Source organism: Streptomyces sp. NPDC008001, assembly GCF_042958085.1.
GTDB lineage: Bacteria > Actinomycetota > Actinomycetes > Streptomycetales > Streptomycetaceae > Streptomyces.
In genome coordinates, this window is record NZ_JBIBIZ010000011.1 from 317,467 (window position 1) to 340,031 (window position 22,565).

General features: G+C 71.4%; 20 protein-coding genes, 1 tRNA gene and 1 riboswitch. Of the genes, 14 read left to right on the forward strand and 7 right to left on the reverse strand.

Annotation, left to right across the window (positions count from 1 at the left end; genetic code table 11):
• Nucleotides 1-4: 4 nt before the first annotated feature.
• The gene (locus ACFZCD_RS29635; protein WP_391836124.1) at nucleotides 5-976 is read left to right on the forward strand and encodes a nucleoside triphosphate pyrophosphohydrolase; all 972 of its coding nucleotides are present in this window, start codon (nucleotides 5-7) and stop codon (nucleotides 974-976) included.
• Between the two features lie 34 nt (nucleotides 977-1,010).
• Here the strand turns inward: ACFZCD_RS29635 and ACFZCD_RS29640 are convergent, their stop codons facing one another.
• Entirely contained in the window at nucleotides 1,011-1,781 is a 771-nt protein-coding gene (locus tag ACFZCD_RS29640; RefSeq protein ID WP_391836125.1) for a hypothetical protein, read from the reverse strand.
• 139 nt (nucleotides 1,782-1,920) lie between these two features.
• On the opposite strand from ACFZCD_RS29640, the gene ACFZCD_RS29645 reads away from it, so the two are divergent.
• From ACFZCD_RS29645 to ACFZCD_RS29690, 10 genes are all read left to right on the forward strand, one after another.
• Nucleotides 1,921-2,364: a DUF6479 family protein gene (locus ACFZCD_RS29645; protein WP_391836126.1), complete on the forward strand. Its 444-nt coding sequence runs from the start codon at nucleotides 1,921-1,923 to the stop codon at nucleotides 2,362-2,364.
• Nucleotides 2,365-2,376: 12 nt separating this feature from the next.
• A complete protein-coding gene (locus ACFZCD_RS29650; RefSeq protein WP_391836127.1) occupies nucleotides 2,377-3,726 on the forward strand; it encodes a cytochrome P450 in 1,350 nt (449 codons plus the stop codon).
• 165 nt (nucleotides 3,727-3,891) lie between these two features.
• Nucleotides 3,892-4,941, forward strand: coding sequence for a transglycosylase family protein (locus tag ACFZCD_RS29655; protein WP_391836128.1), 1,050 nt, complete (start codon nucleotides 3,892-3,894; stop codon nucleotides 4,939-4,941).
• A gap of 260 nt (nucleotides 4,942-5,201) precedes the next feature.
• Nucleotides 5,202-5,392, forward strand: a riboswitch (cyclic di-AMP (ydaO/yuaA leader).
• A 3-nt stretch (nucleotides 5,393-5,395) separates the two neighbouring features.
• Nucleotides 5,396-6,142, forward strand: coding sequence for a transglycosylase family protein (locus tag ACFZCD_RS29660; RefSeq protein WP_391836129.1), 747 nt, complete (start codon nucleotides 5,396-5,398; stop codon nucleotides 6,140-6,142).
• 212 nt (nucleotides 6,143-6,354) lie between these two features.
• Complete coding sequence (gene eno, locus ACFZCD_RS29665; protein ID WP_391836130.1) at nucleotides 6,355-7,644, forward strand: phosphopyruvate hydratase; 1,290 nt, start codon at nucleotides 6,355-6,357, stop codon at nucleotides 7,642-7,644.
• Between the two features lie 143 nt (nucleotides 7,645-7,787).
• The gene (locus ACFZCD_RS29670; RefSeq protein WP_391836131.1) at nucleotides 7,788-8,252 is read left to right on the forward strand and encodes a septum formation initiator family protein; all 465 of its coding nucleotides are present in this window, start codon (nucleotides 7,788-7,790) and stop codon (nucleotides 8,250-8,252) included.
• A 46-nt stretch (nucleotides 8,253-8,298) separates the two neighbouring features.
• Nucleotides 8,299-8,841, forward strand: a complete 543-nt coding sequence (locus ACFZCD_RS29675; RefSeq protein ID WP_391836132.1) for a DUF501 domain-containing protein — start codon at nucleotides 8,299-8,301, stop codon at nucleotides 8,839-8,841.
• Nucleotides 8,838-9,779, forward strand: a complete 942-nt coding sequence (locus ACFZCD_RS29680) for an exopolyphosphatase (RefSeq protein WP_391836133.1) — start codon at nucleotides 8,838-8,840, stop codon at nucleotides 9,777-9,779. The genes ACFZCD_RS29675 and ACFZCD_RS29680 overlap by 4 nt, the downstream gene beginning before the upstream one ends.
• Before the next feature lie 380 nt (nucleotides 9,780-10,159).
• On the forward strand, nucleotides 10,160-11,560 hold the full coding sequence (locus ACFZCD_RS29685) for an NAD(P)/FAD-dependent oxidoreductase (RefSeq protein ID WP_391836134.1): 1,401 nt from the start codon (nucleotides 10,160-10,162) through the stop codon (nucleotides 11,558-11,560).
• Nucleotides 11,561-11,754: 194 nt separating this feature from the next.
• Nucleotides 11,755-13,071 (forward strand): class I SAM-dependent methyltransferase, encoded by a 1,317-nt coding sequence (locus ACFZCD_RS29690; RefSeq protein WP_391836135.1) that lies wholly within the window; start codon nucleotides 11,755-11,757, stop codon nucleotides 13,069-13,071.
• A gap of 55 nt (nucleotides 13,072-13,126) precedes the next feature.
• Here the strand turns inward: ACFZCD_RS29690 and ACFZCD_RS29695 are convergent, their stop codons facing one another.
• On the reverse strand, nucleotides 13,127-15,646 hold the full coding sequence (locus tag ACFZCD_RS29695) for an ABC transporter permease (protein WP_391836136.1): 2,520 nt from the start codon (nucleotides 15,644-15,646) through the stop codon (nucleotides 13,127-13,129).
• A gap of 74 nt (nucleotides 15,647-15,720) precedes the next feature.
• Nucleotides 15,721-16,503 (reverse strand): ABC transporter ATP-binding protein, encoded by a 783-nt coding sequence (locus tag ACFZCD_RS29700; protein WP_391836137.1) that lies wholly within the window; start codon nucleotides 16,501-16,503, stop codon nucleotides 15,721-15,723.
• A 456-nt stretch (nucleotides 16,504-16,959) separates the two neighbouring features.
• Between ACFZCD_RS29700 and ACFZCD_RS29705 the strand changes: the two genes are divergently transcribed.
• Together ACFZCD_RS29705 and ACFZCD_RS29710 are read left to right on the forward strand one after the other, a co-directional pair.
• Nucleotides 16,960-17,042, forward strand: a tRNA-Leu gene (locus ACFZCD_RS29705).
• Between the two features lie 179 nt (nucleotides 17,043-17,221).
• Nucleotides 17,222-18,082, forward strand: a complete 861-nt coding sequence (locus ACFZCD_RS29710) for a Bax inhibitor-1/YccA family protein (protein WP_391836138.1) — start codon at nucleotides 17,222-17,224, stop codon at nucleotides 18,080-18,082.
• A gap of 102 nt (nucleotides 18,083-18,184) precedes the next feature.
• Here the strand turns inward: ACFZCD_RS29710 and ACFZCD_RS29715 are convergent, their stop codons facing one another.
• A complete protein-coding gene (locus tag ACFZCD_RS29715) occupies nucleotides 18,185-18,415 on the reverse strand; it encodes a DUF4287 domain-containing protein (RefSeq protein WP_391836203.1) in 231 nt (76 codons plus the stop codon).
• Between the two features lie 98 nt (nucleotides 18,416-18,513).
• On the opposite strand from ACFZCD_RS29715, the gene ACFZCD_RS29720 reads away from it, so the two are divergent.
• Entirely contained in the window at nucleotides 18,514-18,846 is a 333-nt protein-coding gene (locus ACFZCD_RS29720; protein ID WP_391836139.1) for a hypothetical protein, read from the forward strand.
• A gap of 16 nt (nucleotides 18,847-18,862) precedes the next feature.
• On the opposite strand, the gene ACFZCD_RS29725 is transcribed toward ACFZCD_RS29720, so the two are convergent.
• From ACFZCD_RS29725 to ACFZCD_RS29735, 3 genes are all read right to left on the reverse strand, one after another.
• Entirely contained in the window at nucleotides 18,863-19,777 is a 915-nt protein-coding gene (locus ACFZCD_RS29725; RefSeq protein ID WP_391836204.1) for a hypothetical protein, read from the reverse strand.
• Between the two features lie 227 nt (nucleotides 19,778-20,004).
• Entirely contained in the window at nucleotides 20,005-21,225 is a 1,221-nt protein-coding gene (locus ACFZCD_RS29730) for an acetyl-CoA C-acetyltransferase (RefSeq protein WP_391836140.1), read from the reverse strand.
• A 107-nt stretch (nucleotides 21,226-21,332) separates the two neighbouring features.
• Entirely contained in the window at nucleotides 21,333-22,373 is a 1,041-nt protein-coding gene (locus ACFZCD_RS29735) for an SGNH/GDSL hydrolase family protein (protein WP_391836141.1), read from the reverse strand.
• Between the last annotated feature and the right edge of the window lie 192 nt (nucleotides 22,374-22,565).

The following is a 22,565-nucleotide window of genomic DNA, read 5'->3' on the forward strand; positions in this document are numbered from 1 at the left end:
CGGTGTGAACGACTCCGCCGACTCCGCACCGGGCCGCATCGTCCTGCTCACCACCAGCCACCGGGTCGCCCCGGGGCTGCTGTCCTGGCCCGCGTGGCAGGCGCTCCGCGCCGCCGACCGGGTGCTGTGCGCCGACGCCGGCCACCCGCAGCTGCCGTATCTGCGGGAGGCCGGCATCGAGGTCGAGCACGGCTCGGCCACGGCCCGTGAGCTGGTCGGCTTCTGCCAGAGCGGGCGGCGCAGCGCCGTCGTCCTCACCTCCGCCGAGGGCGAGTCCGCGCTCACCGACGGGCTCGCCCGGCTCGCCGGCTCCGGCCGCGAGACGATGCCGGCGCTGGAGCTGCTGCCCGGTTCGTACGACCTGCCCGGCGCGCGGCTGCTCGACCTGGTGCAGGTCATGGACCGGATCCGGGTCGCCTGCCCGTGGAGCGGGATCCGCACGCACGAGGACCTCGCGAAGTACGCGCTGGAAGAGACGTACGAGCTCCTTGAGGCCATCGAAACCGGGGACCGCGAGGCGCTGCGGGAGGAGCTGGGCGACGTGCTGCTGCAGGTCGTCTTCCACGCGCGGATCGCGCAGGACGACCCCGACGAGCCGTTCTCCGTCGACGACGTCGCCGGGACGATCGTCGACAAGCTCATTCACCGGCACCCGCACGTCTTCGGCGAGGAGTCCGCGGAGACGCCGGAGGAGGTGCGGGAGCACTGGATGCGGACGAAGGCGGAGGAGAAGGGGCGCGGGTCGGTGACCGACGGCGTTCCCATCGGCCAGCCGGCGCTCGCCCTCGCGGCGAAGCTGGCCTCCCGCGTGCGCTCGCAGGGCCTGGACGTCACCGTCCCCGCGGGCGACGGCATCGGCTATGAACTGCTTGCCCTGGCCGTACGGGCGGAGGCCTCCGGCACGGACCCGGAAACGGCCCTCCGCGCGGCGGCCCGCACGTACCGCGACGCGATCCGCGCGGCGGAGGGTTTCTAAGCAGCCTCTCCGCGTATCTCCCGGCCGCGGCGGGTCAGGCCGTCTTCGCGGCCGCGGCCGTGAGCTTTTCGGCGGCCTTGGCGAGGGCCTTGTCGAAGGCGGCCTTGCCGCGGTCGCCGTGGTCGCTGTAGTTGTTCAGGACCGTCGTGACCGCCCCGTGGCTGCGCACCGTGCCGAGGTCGAAGTCCATCTGCATGTCGCCCGTGACGACGGTGACGGCGTAGGTGACCGTCTCGTCGCCGTACGCCGGCCGCTGCCCGGCCGGCTTCTTCACCTTCACCGTGGCCTTCTTGCCGCTGTCCTGGGCGCTGAAGACCGCGCACTTCTCGACCGCGGTCCGCAGCCCGGCCATGGCCTTTTCGGCCTGCGCCCGCTCGTAGCCGCTGACGTCCTGGGCGACGGTCGTCTGGTCGCCCTTCTTGGTGAAGACGACCTGGGCGTTGGCCTTGTGGTCCTCCTCCAGCCGGCCCGTGTTGAGGACGTTCGTGATCGGCGCGCACTCGGGCTTGGAAGGGCTCTTGATCTCCTCGTCGCCGCCCTGCGACTTGTCCAGGCCCGTGTTCGGCTCCAGCTTCCAGCCGGCCGGCAGGTCCGTGAGGGCGACGAGCGCCTGCTGGGCCTGGTCGGCGGTGATGGAGGCGGGCGCGGCGGCCGCGCCCTTGTCCTTCTTGTCCTTCGCGCCGCCGGAACCCGAGGGCTTGTCCGCCCCGGAGGCGGAGCCGGCGCCGCCGTCGCAGGCGGTCAGGAGCAGCAGCGACGAGGCGGCCAGGGCCACGAGAGCGGTCCGGCGGGGGCGAACGTGCACAGGGTTTCCTTAGAGGAGAGATCAAAAAGACCAAAAAGTCGAACGCAAGTATGCATGTGCCGAAACCGCCCCCCGACTCGGGCACCCGTTCGGCCTACGGACCGTCTTGTCCGGGCGACGGGCGGGTACCCGGAAGGTCATGCGCATTCAGTACGCACACCTCGCCGACCTCGCCGCCCCGCACTGGGCCGGCGGGATCATCCAGTTCATCGTCGGCCTCTTCGTCGTCGCCCTGCTGATCGTGGCCGTGGTCAAGGGCTTCCGGAAGCGCGACGAGGAACCGCCCCCGCCCTCCCAGCCCCAGCGCAGGCAGGGCGCCTGGCAGACCCGGGAGGAGCACGAGACCGGGCCCACGTCGCCCGACCACGGCCCGGGCCACAACGACGACGAGGAGAACAAGGTCGGGTACGTCACCGAGCACCGCGAGGCGGACGAACTGCACCCCGAGGCGAACGGCGAGCGGGTGCTGCCGCACGAGATCCACAACCCCGGCAGCCACCCCGAGGAGCTCCCCGAGGAGCGCAAGAAGTGGAACCCCGGCGGCAGCGGCGGCTTCGGCAGTGGCGGCCCCGGTCACCACTAGTAGCGTCAAGGGGTGCACGACGCGAACGACAAGAACGACGCCCCGCCCTGCCCTCCCCTCTTCACGTGGGAGTTCGCCGCCGACCCCTACCCCGCCTACGCCTGGCTGCGCGAGCACGCCCCCGTGCACCGCACCACCCTGCCCAGCGGCGTGGAGGCCTGGCTGGTCACCCGGTATGCCGACGCCCGCCAGGCGCTCGCCGACCAGCGCCTGTCGAAGAACCCCGTGCACCACTCCGAGGCGGCCCACGGCAAGGGCAAGGTCGGCATCCCGGGCGAGCGCAGCGCCAACCTGATGACGCACCTGCTCAACATCGACCCGCCGGACCACACCCGGCTGCGCCGCCTCGTCTCGAAGGCGTTCACCCCGGGCCGCGTCGCCGAGTTCGCCCCGCGGGTGCAGGAGCTGACGGACCGGCTGATCGACGGGTTCGCGGGCAAGGGGGAGGCGGACCTCATCCACGAGTTCGCGTTCCCTCTCCCCATCTACGCGATCTGCGACATGCTCGGCGTCCCGCCCGAGGACCAGGACGACTTCCGCGACTGGGCCGGGATGATGATCCGCCACGGCGGCGGCCCCCGCGGCGGGGTGGCCCGGTCCGTCAAGAAGATGCGGACCTACCTCGCGGAGCTCATCCACCGGAAGCGGGAGGACCTCGGTCTCGGCGAGGACCTCATTTCGGGACTGATCAGGGCAAGCGACCACGGCGAGCACCTCACCGAGAACGAGGCCGCCGCCATGGCCTTCATCCTCTTGTTCGCCGGTTTTGAAACAACTGTGAACCTGATCGGTAACGGAACCTACGCGCTGCTGCGCCATCCCGGGCAGCGCGAGCGCCTCCAGCGCGCCCTCGCCGAGGGCGACGAGACCCTGCTCGCCACCGGCATCGAGGAACTGCTCCGCTACGACGGCCCGGTGGAGCTGGCGACCTGGCGGTTCGCCACCCGGGACCTCACCCTCGGCGGGCAGCGCATCGCCGAGGGCGACCCCGTCCTCGTCGTCCTCGCGGCCGCCGACCGCGACCCCGGGCGGTTCGCCGACCCCGACACCCTCGACCTCTCCCGGCGCGACAACCAGCACCTCGGCTACGGCCACGGCATCCACTACTGCCTCGGCGCCCCCCTCGCCCGCCTGGAGGGCCGGACCGCCCTCGCGACCCTCCTGCGGCGCCTCCCGGACCTGCAACTGGGTGCCGGACCGGAGGACCTGCGCTGGCGCGGCGGGCTCATCATGCGCGGCCTGCGCACCCTGCCGGTGACGTTCACCCCGGAGGCCGGCGGCGAGGCCGGGCCCACCGGCAAACCGGGCACAAACGCCGTTCCTTACCACGGTGCAAACCACCCCGAATCCGGGTCCGCCTGACCTCTCGTCAGCCCGCGTGACCTCGGCGTGACCTCCGCTACACCGGCTTGTGACTCCGGTGAGGCGTCGCTATCTTCAACCACCATTCCGACGCCACACGAGAGGCAACCGCCCATGAGACCCGGAAACGGCCGACATCGCCGCCCCCGTCAGATACCCGCCATCGTGGTCGCCGCAGGGGTGACCGCCTCCGGAATCGCCATGCCGCTGCTCGCGGCAACCGGTGCGAACGCCGCCGACGCCGGCACCTGGGACCGCGTGGCCCAGTGCGAGAGCGGAGGCCTGTGGAGCGCCGACTCCGGCAACGGGTCCTACGGGGGACTGCAGCTGACCCAGGACCTCTGGGAGCGCTACGGCGGCCGGGAGTACGCGCCCCGGCCCGACCTCGCCAGCCGTGCGCAGCAGATCGCCGTTGCCGAGCAGATCCTCGAGACCAAGGGCACCGGCACCTGGTCGAGCTGTGCGTCGATCGGAGGCCTCACCTCGGACGGTGCCCCGGCGGAGGTCAACCCCGGCGGCACACACGCCCCCGCGAGCGACTCGACGCCATCGCGCGCCCCGGAGCGCACCACTTCGCCCTCCACGCCGTCCGAGCCGCGCGAGCCCTCCAAGCCGGAGAAGCCCTCCACGGCCCCCTCGCAGTCCGGGAAGCCGTCGGCGGAGCCTTCCGCTCAGCCGTCGTCCGGCAAGCCCACGCCGGACCGGCCGTCGGGCAGCCCCTCCGGCAAGCCGTCCGGCAGCCCGTCGCACGACGCCTCGCCGAGTGCTCCGGGAACCACTGGACCGAGCGACAAGCCCGGTGACGACGCGTCGGGCGATACTCAGGAAGGCCGCCACCGCAAGCCCTCCTCGTCCCCCTCGGACGACCCGACCTCGATCCCCACGACTCCCGCGACGCCGTCCCAGGGCACTCCGGACGGTTCCGGTTCGGCGGCGGGGCAGGCGTCGGACGGCGTGGAAGCCGGTACGGGCAAGCATCGTGCCGACCCGTCACGTTCGGACGACGGTCGTTCATCGCGCGGCGGCGGCGAGGGCCGCACCGGTAGTCCCACGGCCACCGGCTACACCGTGCGTCCCGGTGACAACTTGTCAGTCATCGCCGAACAGCAAGCGGTCAACGGTGGTTGGCAGTCCCTCTACCACCGCAATGAGAAAGTGGTCGGATCCGATCCTGACCTGATCCGTCCTGGTCAGAGGCTTGAGGTCGGTAAATAGACCGGTAGTTCGCGGCGAATGTCCGTTCCAGTCGAAAGTGAGACATGGGTCTCTTTGCCAGTTGGCGGAATGCCGCCTTCCCCAACTTGGCAAACCCCCTTCTACCTGCGGAAACATCATGTTTCCCTGGGTAACAAGGGGCAACTGTGGCTGGAAAGAGGGGTTTGAACCCATGCCGCGACTGTGTTTACCGTCGTGACCGCTCGCCACCGCGAGCACCACGGTCGTCACGCCGAATCCTGCCGACGGCCGGTGGAGTCGTCGCGCAAGCGCCGTAGGCAGGAGCGGGGGAACCAAGGTAGGCGCCGGAAACGGCTCCTCGGCCGAAGGCCGCGGGTCCGGGACCGGCTAGGGGTGAAGCCGAGCGTGCTCGCAGAGCAGGCACGCGAAGCCGGGCGAACTCACAGCCCGAACCCGACAGCTCACCTCGTAGGCGTCGGTGAGGAAACGACTCATGTCCAAGGGCAAGCACCGTCGTCCGTCCAAGGCCGCTCGAATCATCACGCTCGCCGGTGTGACCGGCGCAGCCGTTGCCGCCCCGCTGATGGTCGCCACCTCCGCCAACGCCGCGTCCGTCTCGACGTGGGACAAGGTCGCCGAGTGCGAGTCGGGTGGCAACTGGGCCATCAACACCGGCAACGGCTACTACGGCGGCCTGCAGTTCTCGCAGTCCTCCTGGAACGCCGCCGGCGGCCAGAAGTACGCCGACCGCGCCGACCACGCCTCCAAGGGCGCCCAGATCGCCGTGGCCGAGCGGCTGCTGGCCATGCAGGGCCCGGGCGCCTGGGGCTGCGCCGGTGCCGGCAACCTGTCGTCCGGCGGCGCGAAGGCCGACGTCGACCCGGGTTCGGGCTCCCACACCAAGTCCTCCCGCTCCGGCGGCTCGGTGTCGGGCAAGTCGCACGCGGACCGCAGCGAGCGCCAGGCCGCGCCGAAGAAGGCCGCGCCGAAGCACACCGCCCCGCAGGCCGCCGAGCAGGACGAGACCCCGGCCCCGAAGCAGGCCGCGCCGAAGCACACCGCTCCGCAGTCCTACAAGGTCGGTGACGGCGAGTACGAGGTCAAGGAGGGCGACACCCTCTCCAAGATCGCCGAGGCCAAGAACGTCAAGGGCGGCTGGCAGAAGCTGTACGACCGCAACAAGGACGTCGTCCAGGACGCCGACGTGATCTTCGTCGGCCAGAAGCTGCACCTCAGCTGACCGAGCTGACGGGGGCGGCCCACGCGAGTGGGCCGCCTTTCTTTGCCGTTTTCCGGACAATTCATCACTCGTACGGTGATCTCAGCGTTTGTGATGGTTTTGCTGCTTTTTCGGATTTCTCATCCCGGAAACACGGTCCAACGGCGAGCCGAGCCTCCGGCGCCCGTTAGGCTCGTGCTGCAGAACCTCAGACACACACGAAGGAGACCCTCGTGCCGTCCATCGACGTCGTCGTAGCTCGCGAGATCCTCGACTCGCGAGGCAACCCCACGGTCGAGGTCGAGGTCGGCCTCGACGACGGCTCCACGGGCCGTGCCGCCGTGCCGTCCGGCGCCTCCACCGGCGCCTTCGAGGCCATCGAGCTCCGTGACGGTGACAAGAACCGTTACATGGGCAAGGGCGTCGAGAAGGCCGTCCTGGCCGTCATCGAGCAGATCGGCCCGGAGCTCGTCGGCTACGACGCCACCGAGCAGCGCCTGATCGACCAGGCCATGTTCGACCTGGACGCCACCGACAACAAGGGCTCGCTCGGCGCCAACGCCATCCTGGGCGTCTCCCTGGCCGTCGCGCACGCCGCCTCCGAGGCGTCCGACCTGCCGCTCTTCCGCTACCTGGGCGGCCCGAACGCGCACCTGCTGCCCGTTCCGATGATGAACATCCTGAACGGCGGCTCGCACGCCGACTCCAACGTGGACATCCAGGAGTTCATGATCGCGCCGATCGGCGCGGAGTCCTTCTCCGAGGCCCTGCGCTGGGGCACCGAGGTCTACCACACCCTCAAGGCCGTGCTGAAGGCCAAGGGCCTGTCCACCGGCCTGGGCGACGAGGGCGGCTTCGCCCCGAACCTCGGCTCCAACCGCGAGGCCCTCGACCTCATCCTCGAGGCCGTCAAGCAGGCCGGCTACACCCCCGGCCAGGACATCGCGCTCGCGCTCGACGTCGCCGCCTCCGAGTTCTACAAGGACGGCGTCTACAAGTTCGAGGGCCAGGACCGCTCGGCCGCCGAGATGACCGAGTACTACGCCGAGCTCGTCGAGGCGTACCCGCTGGTCTCCATCGAGGACCCGCTGTTCGAGGACGACTGGGACGGCTGGAAGACCATCACCGAGAAGCTCGGCGACAAGGTCCAGCTCGTCGGTGACGACCTGTTCGTCACCAACCCCGAGCGCCTCGGCCGCGGCATCGAGGAGGGCGCCGCCAACGCCCTGCTGGTCAAGGTCAACCAGATCGGCTCGCTCACCGAGACCCTCGACGCCGTCGAGCTGGCCCAGCGCAACGGCTTCAAGTGCATGATGTCGCACCGCTCCGGCGAGACCGAGGACGTCACCATCGCCGACCTGGCCGTCGCCACCAACTGCGGCCAGATCAAGACCGGTGCCCCGGCCCGCTCCGAGCGCGTCGCCAAGTACAACCAGCTCCTCCGCATCGAGGAGATCCTGGACGACGCCGCGGTCTACGCCGGCCGCAGCGCCTTCCCGCGGTTCCGCTCCGCGAACCAGTAGGAGCCGCAAGGGCCGCCGCCCACCGGGGCTGACACGGCCTCAGAACCGCAGCCTCACCCCGTCCCCGGCCACGGTCCCGTACCGTGGCCGGGGACGTACGTTCGTAGCGAGGCTGCGGGCGACCAGGACCTCGGGGAGGCGAAGTGGCGGCGGACCGCTCCACCGCGACCAGGCTCAGGGCACTCGGCTCGGTGCTCGTCCAGGGCTCCACGGCCCGCGTCTACCGCGCCCGGGGCCCGCGCCGCAGCCGGCTCACCGGCCGCGCGGCGCTGCTGGCGCTCGTCGTGTGCTCGCTGGTCGTCGCCCTCGCCTACCCCATGCGCCAGTGGGTCACCCAGCGCTCCGACATCGCCGACCAGCGCCGCCAGTCCGAGCGCGCCCGCGAGCAGGTGCAGCGGCTGCAGGACGAGAAGGCGCGCCTGGAGGACCCGGCGTACGTCGAGCAGCAGGCGCGCGAGCACCTGCACTACCTGCGCCCCGGCGAGACGGGCTACAGCGTGGTCGACGGCAGCGGCACCGCCCGGCGGCCCCGGGACCAGGGCACCGCCGACCGCCCCTGGTACAGCAACCTCTGGGACGGCGTGGACACCGCCGACAACCCGCGCTGACCCGCATCCCCTCACACCACCGAGCGAAGACGAGCACGAGCGACACATGGAAACCCCTCCGCCCCAGACCGAGTCCACCGAGCCCACCGCCGCCGACATCGAGGCGTTCAAGGAGCAGCTGGGCCGCCCGCCGCGCGGACTGCGCGCCATCGCGCACCGCTGTCCCTGCGGCAACCCCGACGTGGTCGAGACGGCCCCCCGGCTGCCGGACGGCACGCCGTTCCCGACCACGTACTACCTGACCTGCCCGCGCGCCGCCTCCGCGATCGGCACGCTGGAGGGCTCGGGTCTGATGAAGGAGATGCAGGACCGGCTGGCGACGGACCCCGAGCTGGCCGCCGCCTACCGCGCCGCGCACGAGGACTACCTCCGGCGCCGCGACGCGATCGAGGTCCTGGAGGGCTTCCCGAGCGCCGGCGGCATGCCCGACCGCGTCAAGTGCCTGCACGTGCTGGTGGGTCACTCGCTGGTCGCGGGCCCCGGGGTGAACCCGTTCGGCGACGAGGCGCTGGCGCTGCTGCCCGAGTGGTGGGCCAAGGGCCCGTGCGTGACGCCGTGCGCCGCTCCGGCCGGGGGTGACGAGCAGTGACCCGCGTCGCGGCCGTCGACTGCGGCACCAACTCGATCCGCCTGCTCGTCGCCGATCTCGACGCCGCGACCGGTGCGTTCACCGAGCTCGACCGCCGGATGACGATCGTCCGCCTGGGCCAGGGCGTGGACCGCACGGGCCGGCTCGCGGACGAGGCGCTGGAGCGGACGTTCGCGGCCTGCCGGGAGTTCGCGGAGGTCATCCGCGAGCTGAAGGCCGAGCGGGTGCGCTTCGTCGCCACCTCCGCCTCGCGGGACGCCGAGAACCGCGAGGACTTCGTGCGCGGCGTCGTGGAGATCCTGGGCGTGGAGCCCGAGGTGATCAGCGGTGACCAGGAGGCCGAGTTCTCCTTCACCGGCGCCACCAAGGAACTGGCCGGCCGCGCGGACCTCGCGAAGCCGTTCCTGGTCGTGGACATCGGCGGCGGCTCCACGGAGTTCGTCGTCGGCGAGGACCACGTGCGGGCGGCGCGCAGCGTCGACGTCGGCTGCGTGCGCATGACCGAGCGTCATCTCGTCGAGGACGGCGTGGTGGTGGACCCGCCGACGCCCGAGCGCATCGCCGCGATACGCGAGGACGTCGAGGCCGCGCTGGACCTGGCCGAGGAGACCGTCCCCCTGGAAGAGGCTCGCACGCTCGTCGGCCTCGCGGGTTCGGTGACCACAGTCGCGGCGATCGCACTGGGGCTGACCGACTACGACTGGACGCGGATCCACCACGCGCGGATCTCGCTGGAGCAGGTCCGGGAGATCACCGGCCGGCTGCTCGCCTCGACGCACGAGGAGCGCGCGGCGATCCCCGTGATGCACCCCGGCAGGGTCGATGTGATCGCCGCCGGAGCGCTCGTCCTGCAGGCCGTCATGGAGCGCGTGGGCGCCCATGAGGTCGTCGTGAGCGAACACGACATTCTGGACGGAATCGCCTGGTCCGTCGCCTGAGAAGGCGTCCCGTGACGGCCCCTCCGGGGGCCTCCGGGGAAAAGTTCGTGAAATCCTTCACATGAAAAAAGGGAGCGTTGGCGGCGCGAAGGGGTCCATTGGGCCCTTCCGGGACCCCTGGAGGCTCCCGCGGCGGGATACCGTCCGGTTTCGGGCGGGTTAAAGGGACGCTTATGCGACCGCCCGCGAGGCAGTGGTCTAGTCCTCTCGCGGCCCGCAAGGCCAGTTCAGCAGGGGTTCCCAACGCTCTGACCGGCCGAGTGGTTCCCTTGCGGGCGTATGGCATGGGTCACGGTGGCGGCGGAGTGTAGCAGATACCCCCCGAACCCTTGTGAAGGGGCGCACGAGCACCCCTGCGCAGAGTGCTGGATACTCGAATCATGAGCACCACGGAGCGTCCACGGATCCTCGTAGTAGGCGGTGGGTACGTCGGCCTGTACGCGGCGCGCCGCATCCTCAAGAAGATGCGGTACGGCGAGGCGACCGTCACGGTCGTCGACCCGCGTTCGTACATGACCTACCAGCCCTTCCTGCCCGAAGCAGCTGCCGGCAGCATCTCCCCCCGCCACGTCGTGGTGCCGCTGCGACGCGTGCTCCCCAAGGCGGAGGTCCTCACCGGCCGCGTCACCACCATCGACCAGGACCGCAAGGTTGCCACCGTCGCCCCCCTCGTCGGCGAGGCGTACGAGCTGCCCTTCGACTACCTGATCGTCACGCTCGGCGCCGTCTCCCGCACCTTCCCGATCCCCGGCCTCGCCGAGAACGGCATCGGCATGAAGGGCGTCGAGGAGGCCATCGGCCTGCGCAACCACGTCCTGGAGCAGCTGGACAAGGCCGACTCCACGACCGACGAGGAGATCCGCCGCAAGGCGCTGACCTTCGTCTTCATCGGCGGTGGCTTCGCGGGCGCGGAGACCATCGGCGAGGTCGAGGACATGGCCCGCGACGCCGCCAAGTACTACCCGAACGTCAAGCGCGAGGACATGCGGTTCGTCCTCGTCGACGCCGCCGACAAGATCCTCCCCGAGGTCGGCCCCAAGCTCGGCGCGTACGGCAAGGCGCACCTGGAGAGCCGCGGCATCGAGATCCACCTCTCGACGTCCATGGACTCCTGCATCGACGGCCACGTCGTGCTGAAGAACGGCCTCGAGGTCGACTCCAACACGATCGTGTGGACCGCGGGCGTCAAGCCCAACCCGGCGCTGGCCCGCTTCGGCCTGCCGCTCGGCCCGCGCGGCCACGTCGACACCCTGCCGACCCTCCAGGTCAACGGCACCGACTACATCTGGGCCGCGGGCGACAACGCCCAGGTGCCGGACCTCGTCGGCCGCGCCGCGGGCAACGAGAACGCCTGGTGCCCGCCGAACGCCCAGCACGCGCTGCGCCAGGCCAAGGTCCTCGGCGACAACGTCATCTCGGCGATGCGCGGCTTCGGCGCCGCCCAGACCGAGTACAAGCACGCCAACAAGGGTGCGGTGGCGGGCCTCGGCCTCCACAAGGGCGTGGCGATGATCGTCATGGGCAAGATGAAGATCAAGCTCAAGGGCCGCCTCGCCTGGTACATGCACCGTGGCTACCACGGCATGGCCATGCCGACCTGGAACCGTAAGATCCGCGTCTTCGCGGACTGGACCCTCGGCATGTTCCTCAAGCGAGAGGTCGTCTCCCTGCGCGCCATGGAGAACCCGCGCGAGGAGTTCTACGAGGCCGCGAAGCCGGCCCCGCAGCCGAAGGCCGGCTCCGCCCCGTCGGACAAGACGGAGAAGGCGAAGGCCTCCTAGCAGTACCCGCGGCCCGGCCGCGGTCAACCAGTCGGCAACGGCGTCCACCAATCCGTGGGGTGGGCGCCGTTGCCGTATGTCCGGCCACCCACAGTCGATCTAATCTGACGGAACGGGACTACCGTACGGGCCCTTGGTGTTTAGGTGTCAGTTGAACGTTTCTCCTGACCTTGCATCATGGAGGTGTGTGCGACATGGCCGACGCCGCTCGACGGCTCACCGCGCTCGCGGAAGAGGTGCTGGGAGCTCCGCTCCCGGTCCGGCTCCGCGCCTGGGACCGCAGCGAGTACGGCCCCCCGGGCACGCCCGTCCTGGTGATCCGCCGCCGCCGCGCCCTGCGCCGGCTGCTGTGGAAGCCGGGGGAGCTGGGCCTCGCCCGCGCCTGGGTCGCGGGCGACATCGACGTCGAGGGCGATCTCTACGAGGCGCTCGACCTGCTGGCCGGCTCCCTCTGGGAGCGCGGTGAGGGCACGCCCCGCTCCGGCCTCGCCGCCCTCCTGACCGCGGTGCGCGATCCGCGCCTGCGCGCCGCGGGGAGCGAGCTCGTGAAGCTCGCCGGCCCCGGACTGCCGCCCCGCCCGCCCCGCGAGGAGGCCCGCAGGACCGGCGGCCCGCTGCACACCCTGCGCCGCGACAAGCAGTCCATCAGCCACCACTACGACGTCGGCAACGCCTTCTACGAGCGCGTCCTCGGCCCCTCGATGGTCTACTCCTGCGCGTACTGGGGGCCGGGCGAGGACGGCGCGTCCACTCTCGAAGAGGCCCAGCGCGCCAAGCTCGACCTCGTCTGCCGCAAGCTCGCCCTCGGACCCGGTCAGCGCCTCCTCGACGTCGGCTGCGGCTGGGGCTCGATGGTGCTCCACGCGGCGCGCGAGTACGGGGTGAGCGCCGTCGGCATCACCCTCTCCGAGGAGCAGGCCGCGTACGCCCGCAAGCGCATCGCCGAGGCCGGCCTGGCGGACCGCATCGAGATCCGGGTCCAGGACTACCGCGAGATCTCCGACGGCCCCTTCGACGCGGTCTCCTCCATCGGCATGGCCGAGCACGTCGGCTCCGCCCGCTACGCCGAGTACGCGGCCGACATCCATGCCCTCCTCAAGCCCGGCGGCCGGCTGCTCAACCACCAGATCGCCCGCCGCCCCCTGAAGGACGAGGAGGCGTACGAGGTCGACGAGTTCATCGACCGCTACGTCTTCCCCGACGGGGAGCTCGCCCCCATCGGCCGGACCGTCGCCCAGCTGGAGGAGGCCGGCTTCGAGGTCCGCGACGTGGAAGCGCTGCGCGAGCACTACGCCCTGACGCTGCGCCAGTGGGTGGCCAACCTGCAGGAGCACTGGGCGGAGGCCGTGCGCCTCACCTCCGCGGGCCGCGCCCGCGTCTGGCGGCTCTACATGGCCGCGTCGGCCCTGTCCTTCGAGCGGAACAGGATCGGCGTCAACCAGGTGCTGGCCGTCCGCACGCCGGAGGCGGGCGCTTCGGGGATGCCGCTGCGGGCGCGCGACTGGCGCTGAACGCGGCGCGGGGCCCGGTCCGTTCGGACCGGGCCCCGCGCGTGGGGTCGTACCGCTACTCCGCCTTGATGGCGGACAGCATGTTCAGCTTCGCCGCCCGGCGGGCCGGCCACAGCGCGGCCAGCACGCCGACCACCGCGGCGAGCAGCAGGAACAGGCCCATCCGGCCCCACGGGAGCACGAGCTCGTAGGTGTTGAGCGCCTTGCTGAGCAGGTCACCCGCCGCCCAGCCGAAGAAGACGCCCAGGCCCACGCCCATCACACCGCCGAAGAGCGAGATGACCAGCGACTCCAGACGGACCATCCGCTTGATGCCCTTGCGGTCCAGGCCGATGGCGCGCAGCATGCCGATCTCCTGCTGACGCTCGAAGACGGACATCGCCAGGGTGTTGACGACGCCGAGGACGGCGACGACCACGGCCATGGCCAGCAGGCCGTAGAGGATGTTCAGCAGCAGGTTGATGCCCTTGGCGATGCTGTTGGAGATGTCCTTCTTGGTCTGGATCTGGATGGCGGGGTTGTCGCCGAGGGCCTTGCGGATCGTCTCCTTGGCGGACTCGCTCGCCCCGCCCTTGGTCTTGACCATGACCTGGCGGTCGCTGATCTCGCTCTGGTGCGGGGCGATGGTCCTGACGTCGACCAGCATGCCGCGCATCAGGTCGTTGCCCTTGTAGACGCCGGAGACCGTCAGGGTGCCCTTCTTGCCGTCCTCGAAGGTGACGGGGACGGACGAGCCGGGCTTCCAGTGGTGCGTACGGGCGGTCGCGTCATCGATGACGACCTTGTCGCCGGACAGGCCGTCGAACGACCCGGCCGTGAAGTCCAGCTCGGTCAGCTTCCCGATGGTCGCGCCGTTGACGCCCGAGAGGTTCTTGTGGTCGCCGCCGACGCGGGACGGGGACATCCGCACGGGGCTGCTGGCCGTGACGCCGGGGTGCGCGGCCAGCTTCTTCTCCACGTCGGGGGAGAGCGGGGTCATGCTGGCCATGGAGACGACGTAGTCGGCCTTCATGGAGGACGTGGCCATCTTGTCGATGGCCTGCTGGACGCTGCCGGCGATCACGGTCATGCCGGTGATCAGGGTGAGCCCGATCATCAGCGCGGAGGCGGTCGCGGCGGTGCGGCGCGGGTTGCGGACCGCGTTCTGCCGGGCGAGCTTGCCGGGCATGCCGAACAGGCGCAGCACGGGAGCGGCGGCCGCGATCATCGGGCGCGACAGCAGCGGGGTCAGCACGAAGATGCCGATGAGGACCACGCCGGCGCCGAGGCCCATCGTGTTGGAGCCGGAGGCGGTGAGCACGACGGCGGCACCGATCGCGGTGAGGGCGCTGCCGATGGAGTTGCGCACGACGAGGGAGCGCGTGGTGGGCGCGGCGTGGACGCTGTTCATCGCGGCGACCGGCGGGATCTTCGCGGCGCGGCGGCCGGGCAGCCAGGCGGACAGCATGGTGACGACGATGCCGACGACGAGCGAGACCAGGATCGTGCTCGGCTCGATGACCAGCGGGCCGTCGGGGAGCGGGGCGCCGTTGCCCTTGAGCAGGGACCGCAGGCCGGCGGCGATGCCGACGCCCGCGAGGAGGCCGGTGACGGCGGCGACGGTGCCGACGAGGAACGCCTCGATGAGCACGGAGCGGGTGACCTGGCGGCGGCTCGCGCCGACCGCGCGCATCAGGGCCAGTTCCTTGGTGCGCTGGGCGACCAGCATGGTGAAGGTGTTGGCGATGATGAAGATGCCGACGAAGAGCGCGATGCCGGCGAAGGTCAGCAGGATGTTGCGCATGGTGCTCTGGTCCTGCGCGATCATCCGGGCCTGCTCGTCGGCGAGCTGCTTGCCGGTGGTGGCCTCGGCGTCGGCGGGCAGGATCTTCTCGACGGCGGCCTTGAGGGCGGCCTGAGAGGTGCCCGGGGCGGCCTTCACGTCGATCTCGCTGAACTCGCCGGGCTTGCCGTAGAGCTTCTGCGCGGTGGGGGTGTCGAAGAGGGCGAGGCTGCCGCCCGCGGAGACGTTGCCGTCGTCGGTGGTGAAGATGCCGGTGAGCTTCTGCTGGAGCACGGGACCGTCGACGGAGACGCGGACGGTGTCGCCGGTCCGGTAGCCGCCGCGCTCGGCGGTCTTCGCGTCGAGGGCGATCTCGCCGGCGCCGTGGGGCGCGCGGCCGCTCTTCAGCGGGTAGCGGGCGTCCTTGCCGCCGACGCCGGGGTAGTAGTTGGCGCCGGTGGAGTTGAAGCCCTCGCCTATGAGCGCGCCGTGCTTGTCGGCGATGGCGGCGAAGCCGCTGACGCTGCCGGTGGCGCCGGCCGCGCCGGGCACGGCGGCGGCCCGGTCGAGCAGGCCCTGGGTGAGCTTGGGGGCGTCACCGGGGTTGCCCTTGTCGTCGCTCTGCCGGTGGGGCTGGACGGCGACGTCGACACCGGTGAAGCCCTTCTCGGAGCTCTTCTGCTGGGCGGCGGAGAGGGTCGAGGTGAAGACCAGGGTGCCGGAGACGAAGGCCACGCCGAGCATCACGGCGAGTACGGTCATCAGCAGCCGGGCCTTGTGCGCGAGTACGTTGCGCAAGGCGGTACGGAACATGGTCTGTGTGTCCTGGGGGAGTGGGCCCGTGCCGGGCCGTCGTCGGGAGGCGGGGATGCGGCGGGAGCCGTTCCTCAGCTCGTGCGGCCCTTGGCGTCGAAGCGCTTCATGCGGTCGAGGACCGCGTCCGCGGTGGGCTCGCGCATCTCGTCGACGATGCGGCCGTCGGCGAGGAAGACCACGCGGTCCGCGTAGGAGGCGGCGACGGGGTCGTGGGTGACCATGACGACGGTCTGGCCGAGCTCGCGCACCGAGTTCCGCAGGAAGCCCAGGACCTCCGCGCCGGAGCGCGAGTCGAGGTTTCCGGTGGGCTCGTCCGCGAACATGATCTCGGGCTTGCCGGCCAGCGCGCGGGCGACCGCCACCCGCTGCTGCTGGCCGCCGGAGAGCTGGTTGGGGCGGTGCTTGAGGCGCCCGGCGAGGCCCACGGTGCCGACGACCATGTCCAGCCACTGCCGGTCGGGCTTCCGGCCGGCGATGTCCATCGGCAGGGTGATGTTCTCCAGCGCGGTCAGCGTCGGCAGGAGGTTGAACGCCTGGAAGATGAAGCCGATCTTGTCGCGCCGCAGCCGGGTGAGCTTCTTGTCGTTGAGCGTGGTCAGCTCGGTGTCGCCGATCGTGGCCGAGCCGCCGGAGACGGTGTCCAGGCCGGCCATGCAGTGCATCAGCGTGGACTTGCCGGAGCCCGAGGGGCCCATGATCGCGGTGAACTCGGCCTGCCGGAACTCGACGGAGACCGCGTCCAGGGCGACCACCCGGGTCTCGCCCTCGCCGTAGACCTTGCTGAGGCCCGTGGCGCGGGCTGCCACTGCCGTGGGGCGGGCGGCGGTCTGGACGCCGTAGGGGGAGGTGGTCACGGTGGCGGGCTCCTGTCGGGACGACGGCTTGGGGGGACCCCTCCATCGTCGGCGCCGTACGGCCGCCGGAGATCAGACCCTGTTCCCGTTCCGGGGGCAGACCTCGGTCGGACCCGGGCGGCGCTCCTCCTCCTTGGGTATGACACCGGCCCTGCGGCGGGGCGCGGGGCGTGCGGGCGCCGGGGACGGGCGCGCACCGGGCGGAAGGCGGCGAGATTGCGACAATTCCGCACCCTGCCCGGGGTGCCCCGGTGAACGGGGGGTATCGGCCCGTGGCATGTGCCTTTGGCGTCGTTCCAGTACTGATGCACCCTCAGTTGCCAATAAAATAAGACAACCTCGGGTCATCGTTCCGCTGTTTGGGGGGCGCTCCCCGGCTAGGCTCGTCCTGCTCTCCTCTTACCAGGGAGGCTCGCGCGCCTTTCCTGCCTGTACGCCTGTACACCCGAGAGCGCTGCCCGGATGGTGGAATGCAGACACGGCGAGCTTAAACCTCGCTGGCCCTTCGGGCCGTGCCGGTTCAAGTCCGGCTCCGGGCACTCACCTGCTCTGTGTCCCCCACTCTCCGTAGGGAACCGGATGCCACCGGTTTGCGTTCTCCCCGTAGTGGCGGGGGCAGTGCGCTCGAAAAGATCCTTCCAAAGCACGAGTGCATTCTTTTGCCCACCTATTACTCTTGGTCGCAAGGCCGCGCAGGGCGGCCACGGATGGAGTGAGGATGAGGAGCAGCAACCCGGTCTTCTCGCGGCGGTTCCGCGGCAACAACGGCTACGCGGGCTTCAACGCGGCGCCGCAGGCCGGGACCGCGGCCCAGGGCAACCCCTACGCGAGCAATCCGTACGCGCAGCCCACCAACCCCTACGCCCAGCCCCACGGCGGCCCGGATCTCCGGCAGGGCTATCCCCAGGCCCCCGCCGGCACGGGCCGCATGACCATGGACGACGTCGTCATGCGCACCGGCATGACGCTCGGCACGGTCATCCTCGCCGCGGCCGTCGGCTGGGGGATCAACCTCCCGGTCGCGCTCGGCTACGGCGCGGGCTTCGTCGCCATGCTGCTGGCCTTCGCCCAGTCCCTGTTCCTGCGCAAGCCGGTCCCCGCGGTGATCCTGGCGTACGCCGCGTTCGAGGGTCTCTTCCTCGGCGTGGTCAGCAAGGCCTTCAACCACTACGCGCAGGGCGCCCCGGTCCAGGCCGTGCTCGGCACGATGCTCGTCTCGGTCGGCGTGCTCGTCGCGTACAAGACCCGCCTGATCCGCGTCGACCGCCGCTTCGTCCGCTTCGTGACGGCCGCCCTGATCGGCTTCGTCCTGCTGATGATGGTGAACCTGATGTTCGCCGTGTTCGGCGGCGGTGACGGCCTCGGCCTGCGCACGGGCTGGCTGGGCGTCCTCGTGGGCGTCGCCGGCGTGCTCATCGGCGCTGCGGTCCTCGCGATCGACTTCAAGCAGGTCGAGGACGGCGTCCAGTACGGCGCGCCCCGCGAGGAGTCGTGGTTCGCGGCCTTCGGCCTCACGGTCTCGCTGGTGTGGATCTACATCCAGATGCTGCAGCTGATCGGCGTGCTGAACGAGGACTGACCCTTGCGCGCCGCATGAGCGGCCGCGTACGACGAAGGGCCCGGGAGGATCTTCCCGGGCCCTTCGCCTATGCGCCGTGGGGGAACGGACGGGGGGCGCTGCTCACAGCAGCTTCCGAGCGGCCCGTCGGAGGTCGTACTCGTGGACGATCGCCTTGGCGTGGCCATATGCGAGGTCGTGCTCTCCGCGCAGCCAGCTGACCTTCTCCTCGAAGCGGAAGAGGGAAGGGCCTTCGTCGACCGTGCGCAGCCAGTCGGCGACTTCGCGGCCGGTGCAATGGGGGATTCGGGAGAGCAGGTTCCGGTGGGTCTCGTCGGAGAAGACGTGGGACATCGGCGCCTCCGGACGCGTCGAATGATGGTCCTTCATGTCACCGTGCCCGAGTGTGCAGACGTTGGCAACACTCCCGCAACGGCGCATAGGCTCGCGCTGTGGATGATGTGACGTCTCTTCTGGCCGCCGTGGACGCTTTCGCCGACCGGCTGCGGACCCTGCCGCAGTCCCGTCTGAGCAGGGGAGCGGCTGCGGAAGCGCTGTCCCTGGCCCGGGAGCTGGCGGCGCGGGCGCAGCGGATCGAGGAACCGGGCACCGCGGTGCCGAGGGAAATGCCCGAGGCCGGGATGTTCGCGGTCGCCGACCAAGTGGCGGTGGCCGGTCATGATTTGGCCGAAGCGCTCACCGCCGGCGGCGGGGAGCGGACGCCCGGGGGCGCGGCGGAGGCGGTGGCCCTGGTCGAGGCGGCGGCGAAAAGGTGTGGTTTGTAGCGGTACGCCTACCGCGTCACAGGGACGCGATGACGCGGTCCGCCAGGACGTAGATCTTCTCCGCCCCGCAGCCGAAGGTCAGCGCGTACGCGCCGGAGACGCCGGAGCCGCCCAGCAGGACGGGCTCCTCGCCGGCGCGCAGGGCGTCCGCGAGGCGCTCGGCGGTCTCGCGGTGGCCGGGGGTCATGCAGACGGTGGTGCCGTCGGCGAAGACGTAGACGTCGAGCGTGCCGAGCGGGCCGGGGCGCACCTCGGCCAGCGGGACGCCGGCCTGGGCGAGGGCGGTGAGCCGCTCCACGGTGCTCTCGTGGTCGCCGGTGCGGGGCGCGGGCGAGAAGTCGGGGTGGGAGGGGTGGCGGCGGCGCGCGGCGGCCAGCTCGGGGGAGTCCGCGGCCTCGGCCTCGGCGGCCGCGGCTTCGGAGAACTCGGCGAGCTCGGCCAGGTCGCCGAGCCCGGCCAGCCCGGCCGGGTCCGTGAGCTCGGTGAGTTCCGCGAGCTCGGCCAGCTCGGTCAGTTCGGCCGTCGGCTCCAGGCCCGCGAAGTCGGCCTGGCGGGGCAGGTAGAGACCGCCGTAGGGGCCCTCGGCGAAGTCGTCGCCGAGCGCGTGCAGACCGGGCAGCCCCGGCAGGGAGTCGCCGGCTCCGCCGAGGTCGCGGGCCTCCTGGGCGGCCCAGAACGCGCGGGCCTCGGCGAGCTCCCGCTCGCGCTCCTCGGCGAGGGCGTCGGCGACGGCCGCCCGTATGTCCGCGAGCTCCGCGGCGGGGGCGGTGCGCGCGGCGGGCACGGTGGCGTGGGCGGTGCGCTCGGCGGTGGCGGCCGCGAGGTCGGCGCGCAGGGCGGTGATCTGGCGGCGCAGGCCGCGAGTGGCGTACAGGGCGGCGGCGCCCGCGGCGGTCGCGGTGGCCGCGGCCAGCAGCAGGGCAAGGGACATGGCGCTCACTGACGTACTCCCGGTTGCTATGGATCCCCCAGATTCCTACCTCAGCTTGAGGCCCGCTTCCCGGTGACCCCAGTGCAAAACGTCATGAAGCGGGCGGGACCTACGTCCTGGACGTTGTTCCTTCAACATCTCTGACCTGCGGAAACGAATCGCCCCCGGGACGTTCGTCACATCCTGGGGGCGATTCGGTCACGGTTGAGCAAGGAGCCCGCTGCGGCTCAGCTCATCCGCTCGATGACCATCGCCATGCCCTGGCCGCCGCCGACGCACATCGTCTCCAGGCCGAACTGCTTGTCGTGCCACTGCAGCGAGTTGATGAGCGTGCCGGTGATGCGGGCGCCCGTCATGCCGAAGGGGTGGCCGACGGCGATGGCGCCGCCGTTGACGTTCAGGCGGTCGATGTCGATGCCGAGGGCCTGGTAGGCCGGGATGACCTGGGCCGCGAACGCCTCGTTGATCTCGACCAGGTCGATGTCGCCGATGCTCATGCCGGCCCGCGCGAGCGCCTGCTTGCTGGCCTCGACCGGGCCGAAGCCCATGATCTCGGGGGAGAGGGCGGAGACGCCGGTGGACACGATGCGGGCCAGCGGGGTCAGGCCCAGCTCGCGCGCCTTGGTGTCGGACATGATCACCAGGGCGGCGGCGCCGTCGTTGAGCGGGCAGCAGTTGCCCGGGGTGACCCGGCCGTCCGCGCGGAACGACGGCTTGAGGCCCGCCACGCCCTCCATGGTGACGCCCGCGCGCGGGCCGTCGTCCTTGCTGACGACCGTGCCGTCCGGGGTGGTGACCGGGGTGATCTCGCGCTCCCAGAAGCCGGCCTTGATGGCCTCCTCGGCGAGGTTCTGCGAGCGGACGCCGAACTCGTCCATCTCCTCGCGCGAGATGCCCTTCAGGCGGGCCAGGTTCTCGGCGGTCTGGCCCATCGCGATGTACGCGTCCGGGACCAGGCCGTCCTCGCGCGGGTCGTGCCACTCGTCGCTGCCCTGCTCGGCGCGGGCGGCGGTGCGGGCCTCGGCCTCCGCGAAGAACGGGTTGTGGCTGCCGGGCATGCCGTCCGAAGAGCCGTTGACGGTGCGGGAGACCGTCTCCACGCCGGCGGAGATGAAGACGTCGCCCTCGCCGGCCTTGATGGCGTGCATCGCCATCCGGGACGTCTGCAGGGACGAGGAGCAGTAGCGGGTGATCGTGCAGCCCGGCAGGTGGTCCATGCCCATCTGCACGGCCACGATCCGGCCGAGGTTGTGGCCCTGCTCGCCGCCGGGCAGGCCGCAGCCGAGCATCAGGTCGTCGATCTCGCGCGGGTCGAGCCCGGGGACCTTGTCGAGCGCGGCCTTGATGATCGTCGCGGTCAGGTCGTCGGCACGCATCTCCTTCAGCGAGCCCTTGAAGGCGCGACCGATGGGGGAACGGGCGGTTGAGACGATCACGGCTTCGGGCATCACGGCTCCATGGCGTGAGAAGGCAGGACTGGGTGGAAGTTACCCGCCCGTAGGGTCCGGGTCACGGCTTGGTCACTGTGAGAGCGCTCACGGGCGCCACCCCCTGTCTAAGAGGACCCCCGGGACGCCCGGGACCACACGTGGTGGGGGGTCGGGTCCGTGTGGGCCGGGAGGCGGCGCCTCTTCCGGTGTTTCAGGAGCGCCCAGCGGCCGCGGGCGGCCGTCACCTCGGTGCCGGCCTCGGCCGCCGCCTCGGCAGCCGCCCGGGCCACCGGCAGGATGCCCTCGCGCCGGGCCGCGTCCGGCCGCTCCTCGTCCTCCGGCCACAGCCCCAGCGCCGCGCACAGCGTCGGCAGGACGGCCATGGCGGCCGTCGCGTACCCCTCGGCGGACGGGTGGAAGTTGTCCGGGCCGAACAGCTCCCGCGGGTTCGCCGCGAATTCCGGGCCGAGCAGGTCGCCCAGCGACACCGTGCGCCCGCCCGCCTCGATCACCGCTATCGTCTGCGCGGCCGCGAGCTGCCGGCTCAGCCGCCGGGCGACCCACCGCAGCGGCTGGTACACGGGCTCGATCGTGCCGAGGTCGGGGCACGTGCCCACGACGACCTCGCTGCCCGCCTCCCGCAGCCGCCGCACCGCGTCCGACAGCAGCCGTACGGACCGCGCCGCGGGCATCCCGTGCGTCACGTCGTTCGCACCGATCATGATCACGCAGACGTCGGGCGCCCGCTCGGCGTCGTCGAGCAGCAGCGTGACCTGCCGGTCCAGGTCGTGCGAGCGCGCCCCGGACAGGGCCACGTTCCGCAGCTCGACGGGCCGCTCGGCCACCGCCGCGAGTCCGGAGGCGAGCAGCGCGCCGGGCGTCTGGCGGGGCCGGTGCACGCCCTGGCCGGCGGCCGTGGAGTCGCCGAGCAGGCCGAGCAGCAGCGGCTCGCGCCCGAGCCGGTGCACGAAGGCGGAGCCGTAGCGGCCGTCCGCGTGGGGCGGGGCGCCGTTGAAGCCGCCGACCACCCGGCGGGCGAGCCGCACCTCGGTGAGCAGGACGCCCGCCGCGGTGGCGCCGAGCAGGCCGATCCCGCCGCCCCCGTAGGCCGCGGCAGCCGCGATCCGCCGGGCGGCCCTCGCCCGTGACGTGATGATGGGTGACATGGACCGGACCTCCTCCGCAGCGCCGGTCACCGGACCCGCAGCACGGGCCTCCGGGCGGCGTAAACGGTTTTACAAACACTTCATAAAAACACCGCACCCTTGGCAGAGCGCGCTATGAGCAGGGTGCCCCGCGCGCGCACCTCTGCAACGCGCCGTTGGAGCGGCCGCAGGCGTTCTAGGCTGGCCGTACGG

Bases quoted from the DNA above. Each gene is read 5' to 3' on its own strand.
- ACFZCD_RS29645 (WP_391836126.1), top strand. From the start codon at position 1,921: ATGCGCATTCAGTACGCACACCTCGCCGACCTCGCCGCCCCGCACTGG.
- ACFZCD_RS29660 (WP_391836129.1), top strand. From the start codon at position 5,396: ATGTCCAAGGGCAAGCACCGTCGTCCGTCCAAGGCCGCTCGAATCATC.
- ACFZCD_RS29675 (WP_391836132.1), top strand. From the start codon at position 8,299: ATGGAAACCCCTCCGCCCCAGACCGAGTCCACCGAGCCCACCGCCGCC.
- ACFZCD_RS29685 (WP_391836134.1), top strand. From the start codon at position 10,160: ATGAGCACCACGGAGCGTCCACGGATCCTCGTAGTAGGCGGTGGGTAC.
- ACFZCD_RS29690 (WP_391836135.1), top strand. From the start codon at position 11,755: ATGGCCGACGCCGCTCGACGGCTCACCGCGCTCGCGGAAGAGGTGCTG.
- ACFZCD_RS29695 (WP_391836136.1), bottom strand. From the start codon at position 15,646: ATGTTCCGTACCGCCTTGCGCAACGTACTCGCGCACAAGGCCCGGCTG.
- ACFZCD_RS29710 (WP_391836138.1), top strand. From the start codon at position 17,222: ATGAGGAGCAGCAACCCGGTCTTCTCGCGGCGGTTCCGCGGCAACAAC.
- ACFZCD_RS29715 (WP_391836203.1), bottom strand. From the start codon at position 18,415: ATGTCCCACGTCTTCTCCGACGAGACCCACCGGAACCTGCTCTCCCGA.
- ACFZCD_RS29725 (WP_391836204.1), bottom strand. From the start codon at position 19,777: ATGTCCCTTGCCCTGCTGCTGGCCGCGGCCACCGCGACCGCCGCGGGC.
- ACFZCD_RS29730 (WP_391836140.1), bottom strand. From the start codon at position 21,225: ATGCCCGAAGCCGTGATCGTCTCAACCGCCCGTTCCCCCATCGGTCGC.
- ACFZCD_RS29735 (WP_391836141.1), bottom strand. From the start codon at position 22,373: ATGTCACCCATCATCACGTCACGGGCGAGGGCCGCCCGGCGGATCGCG.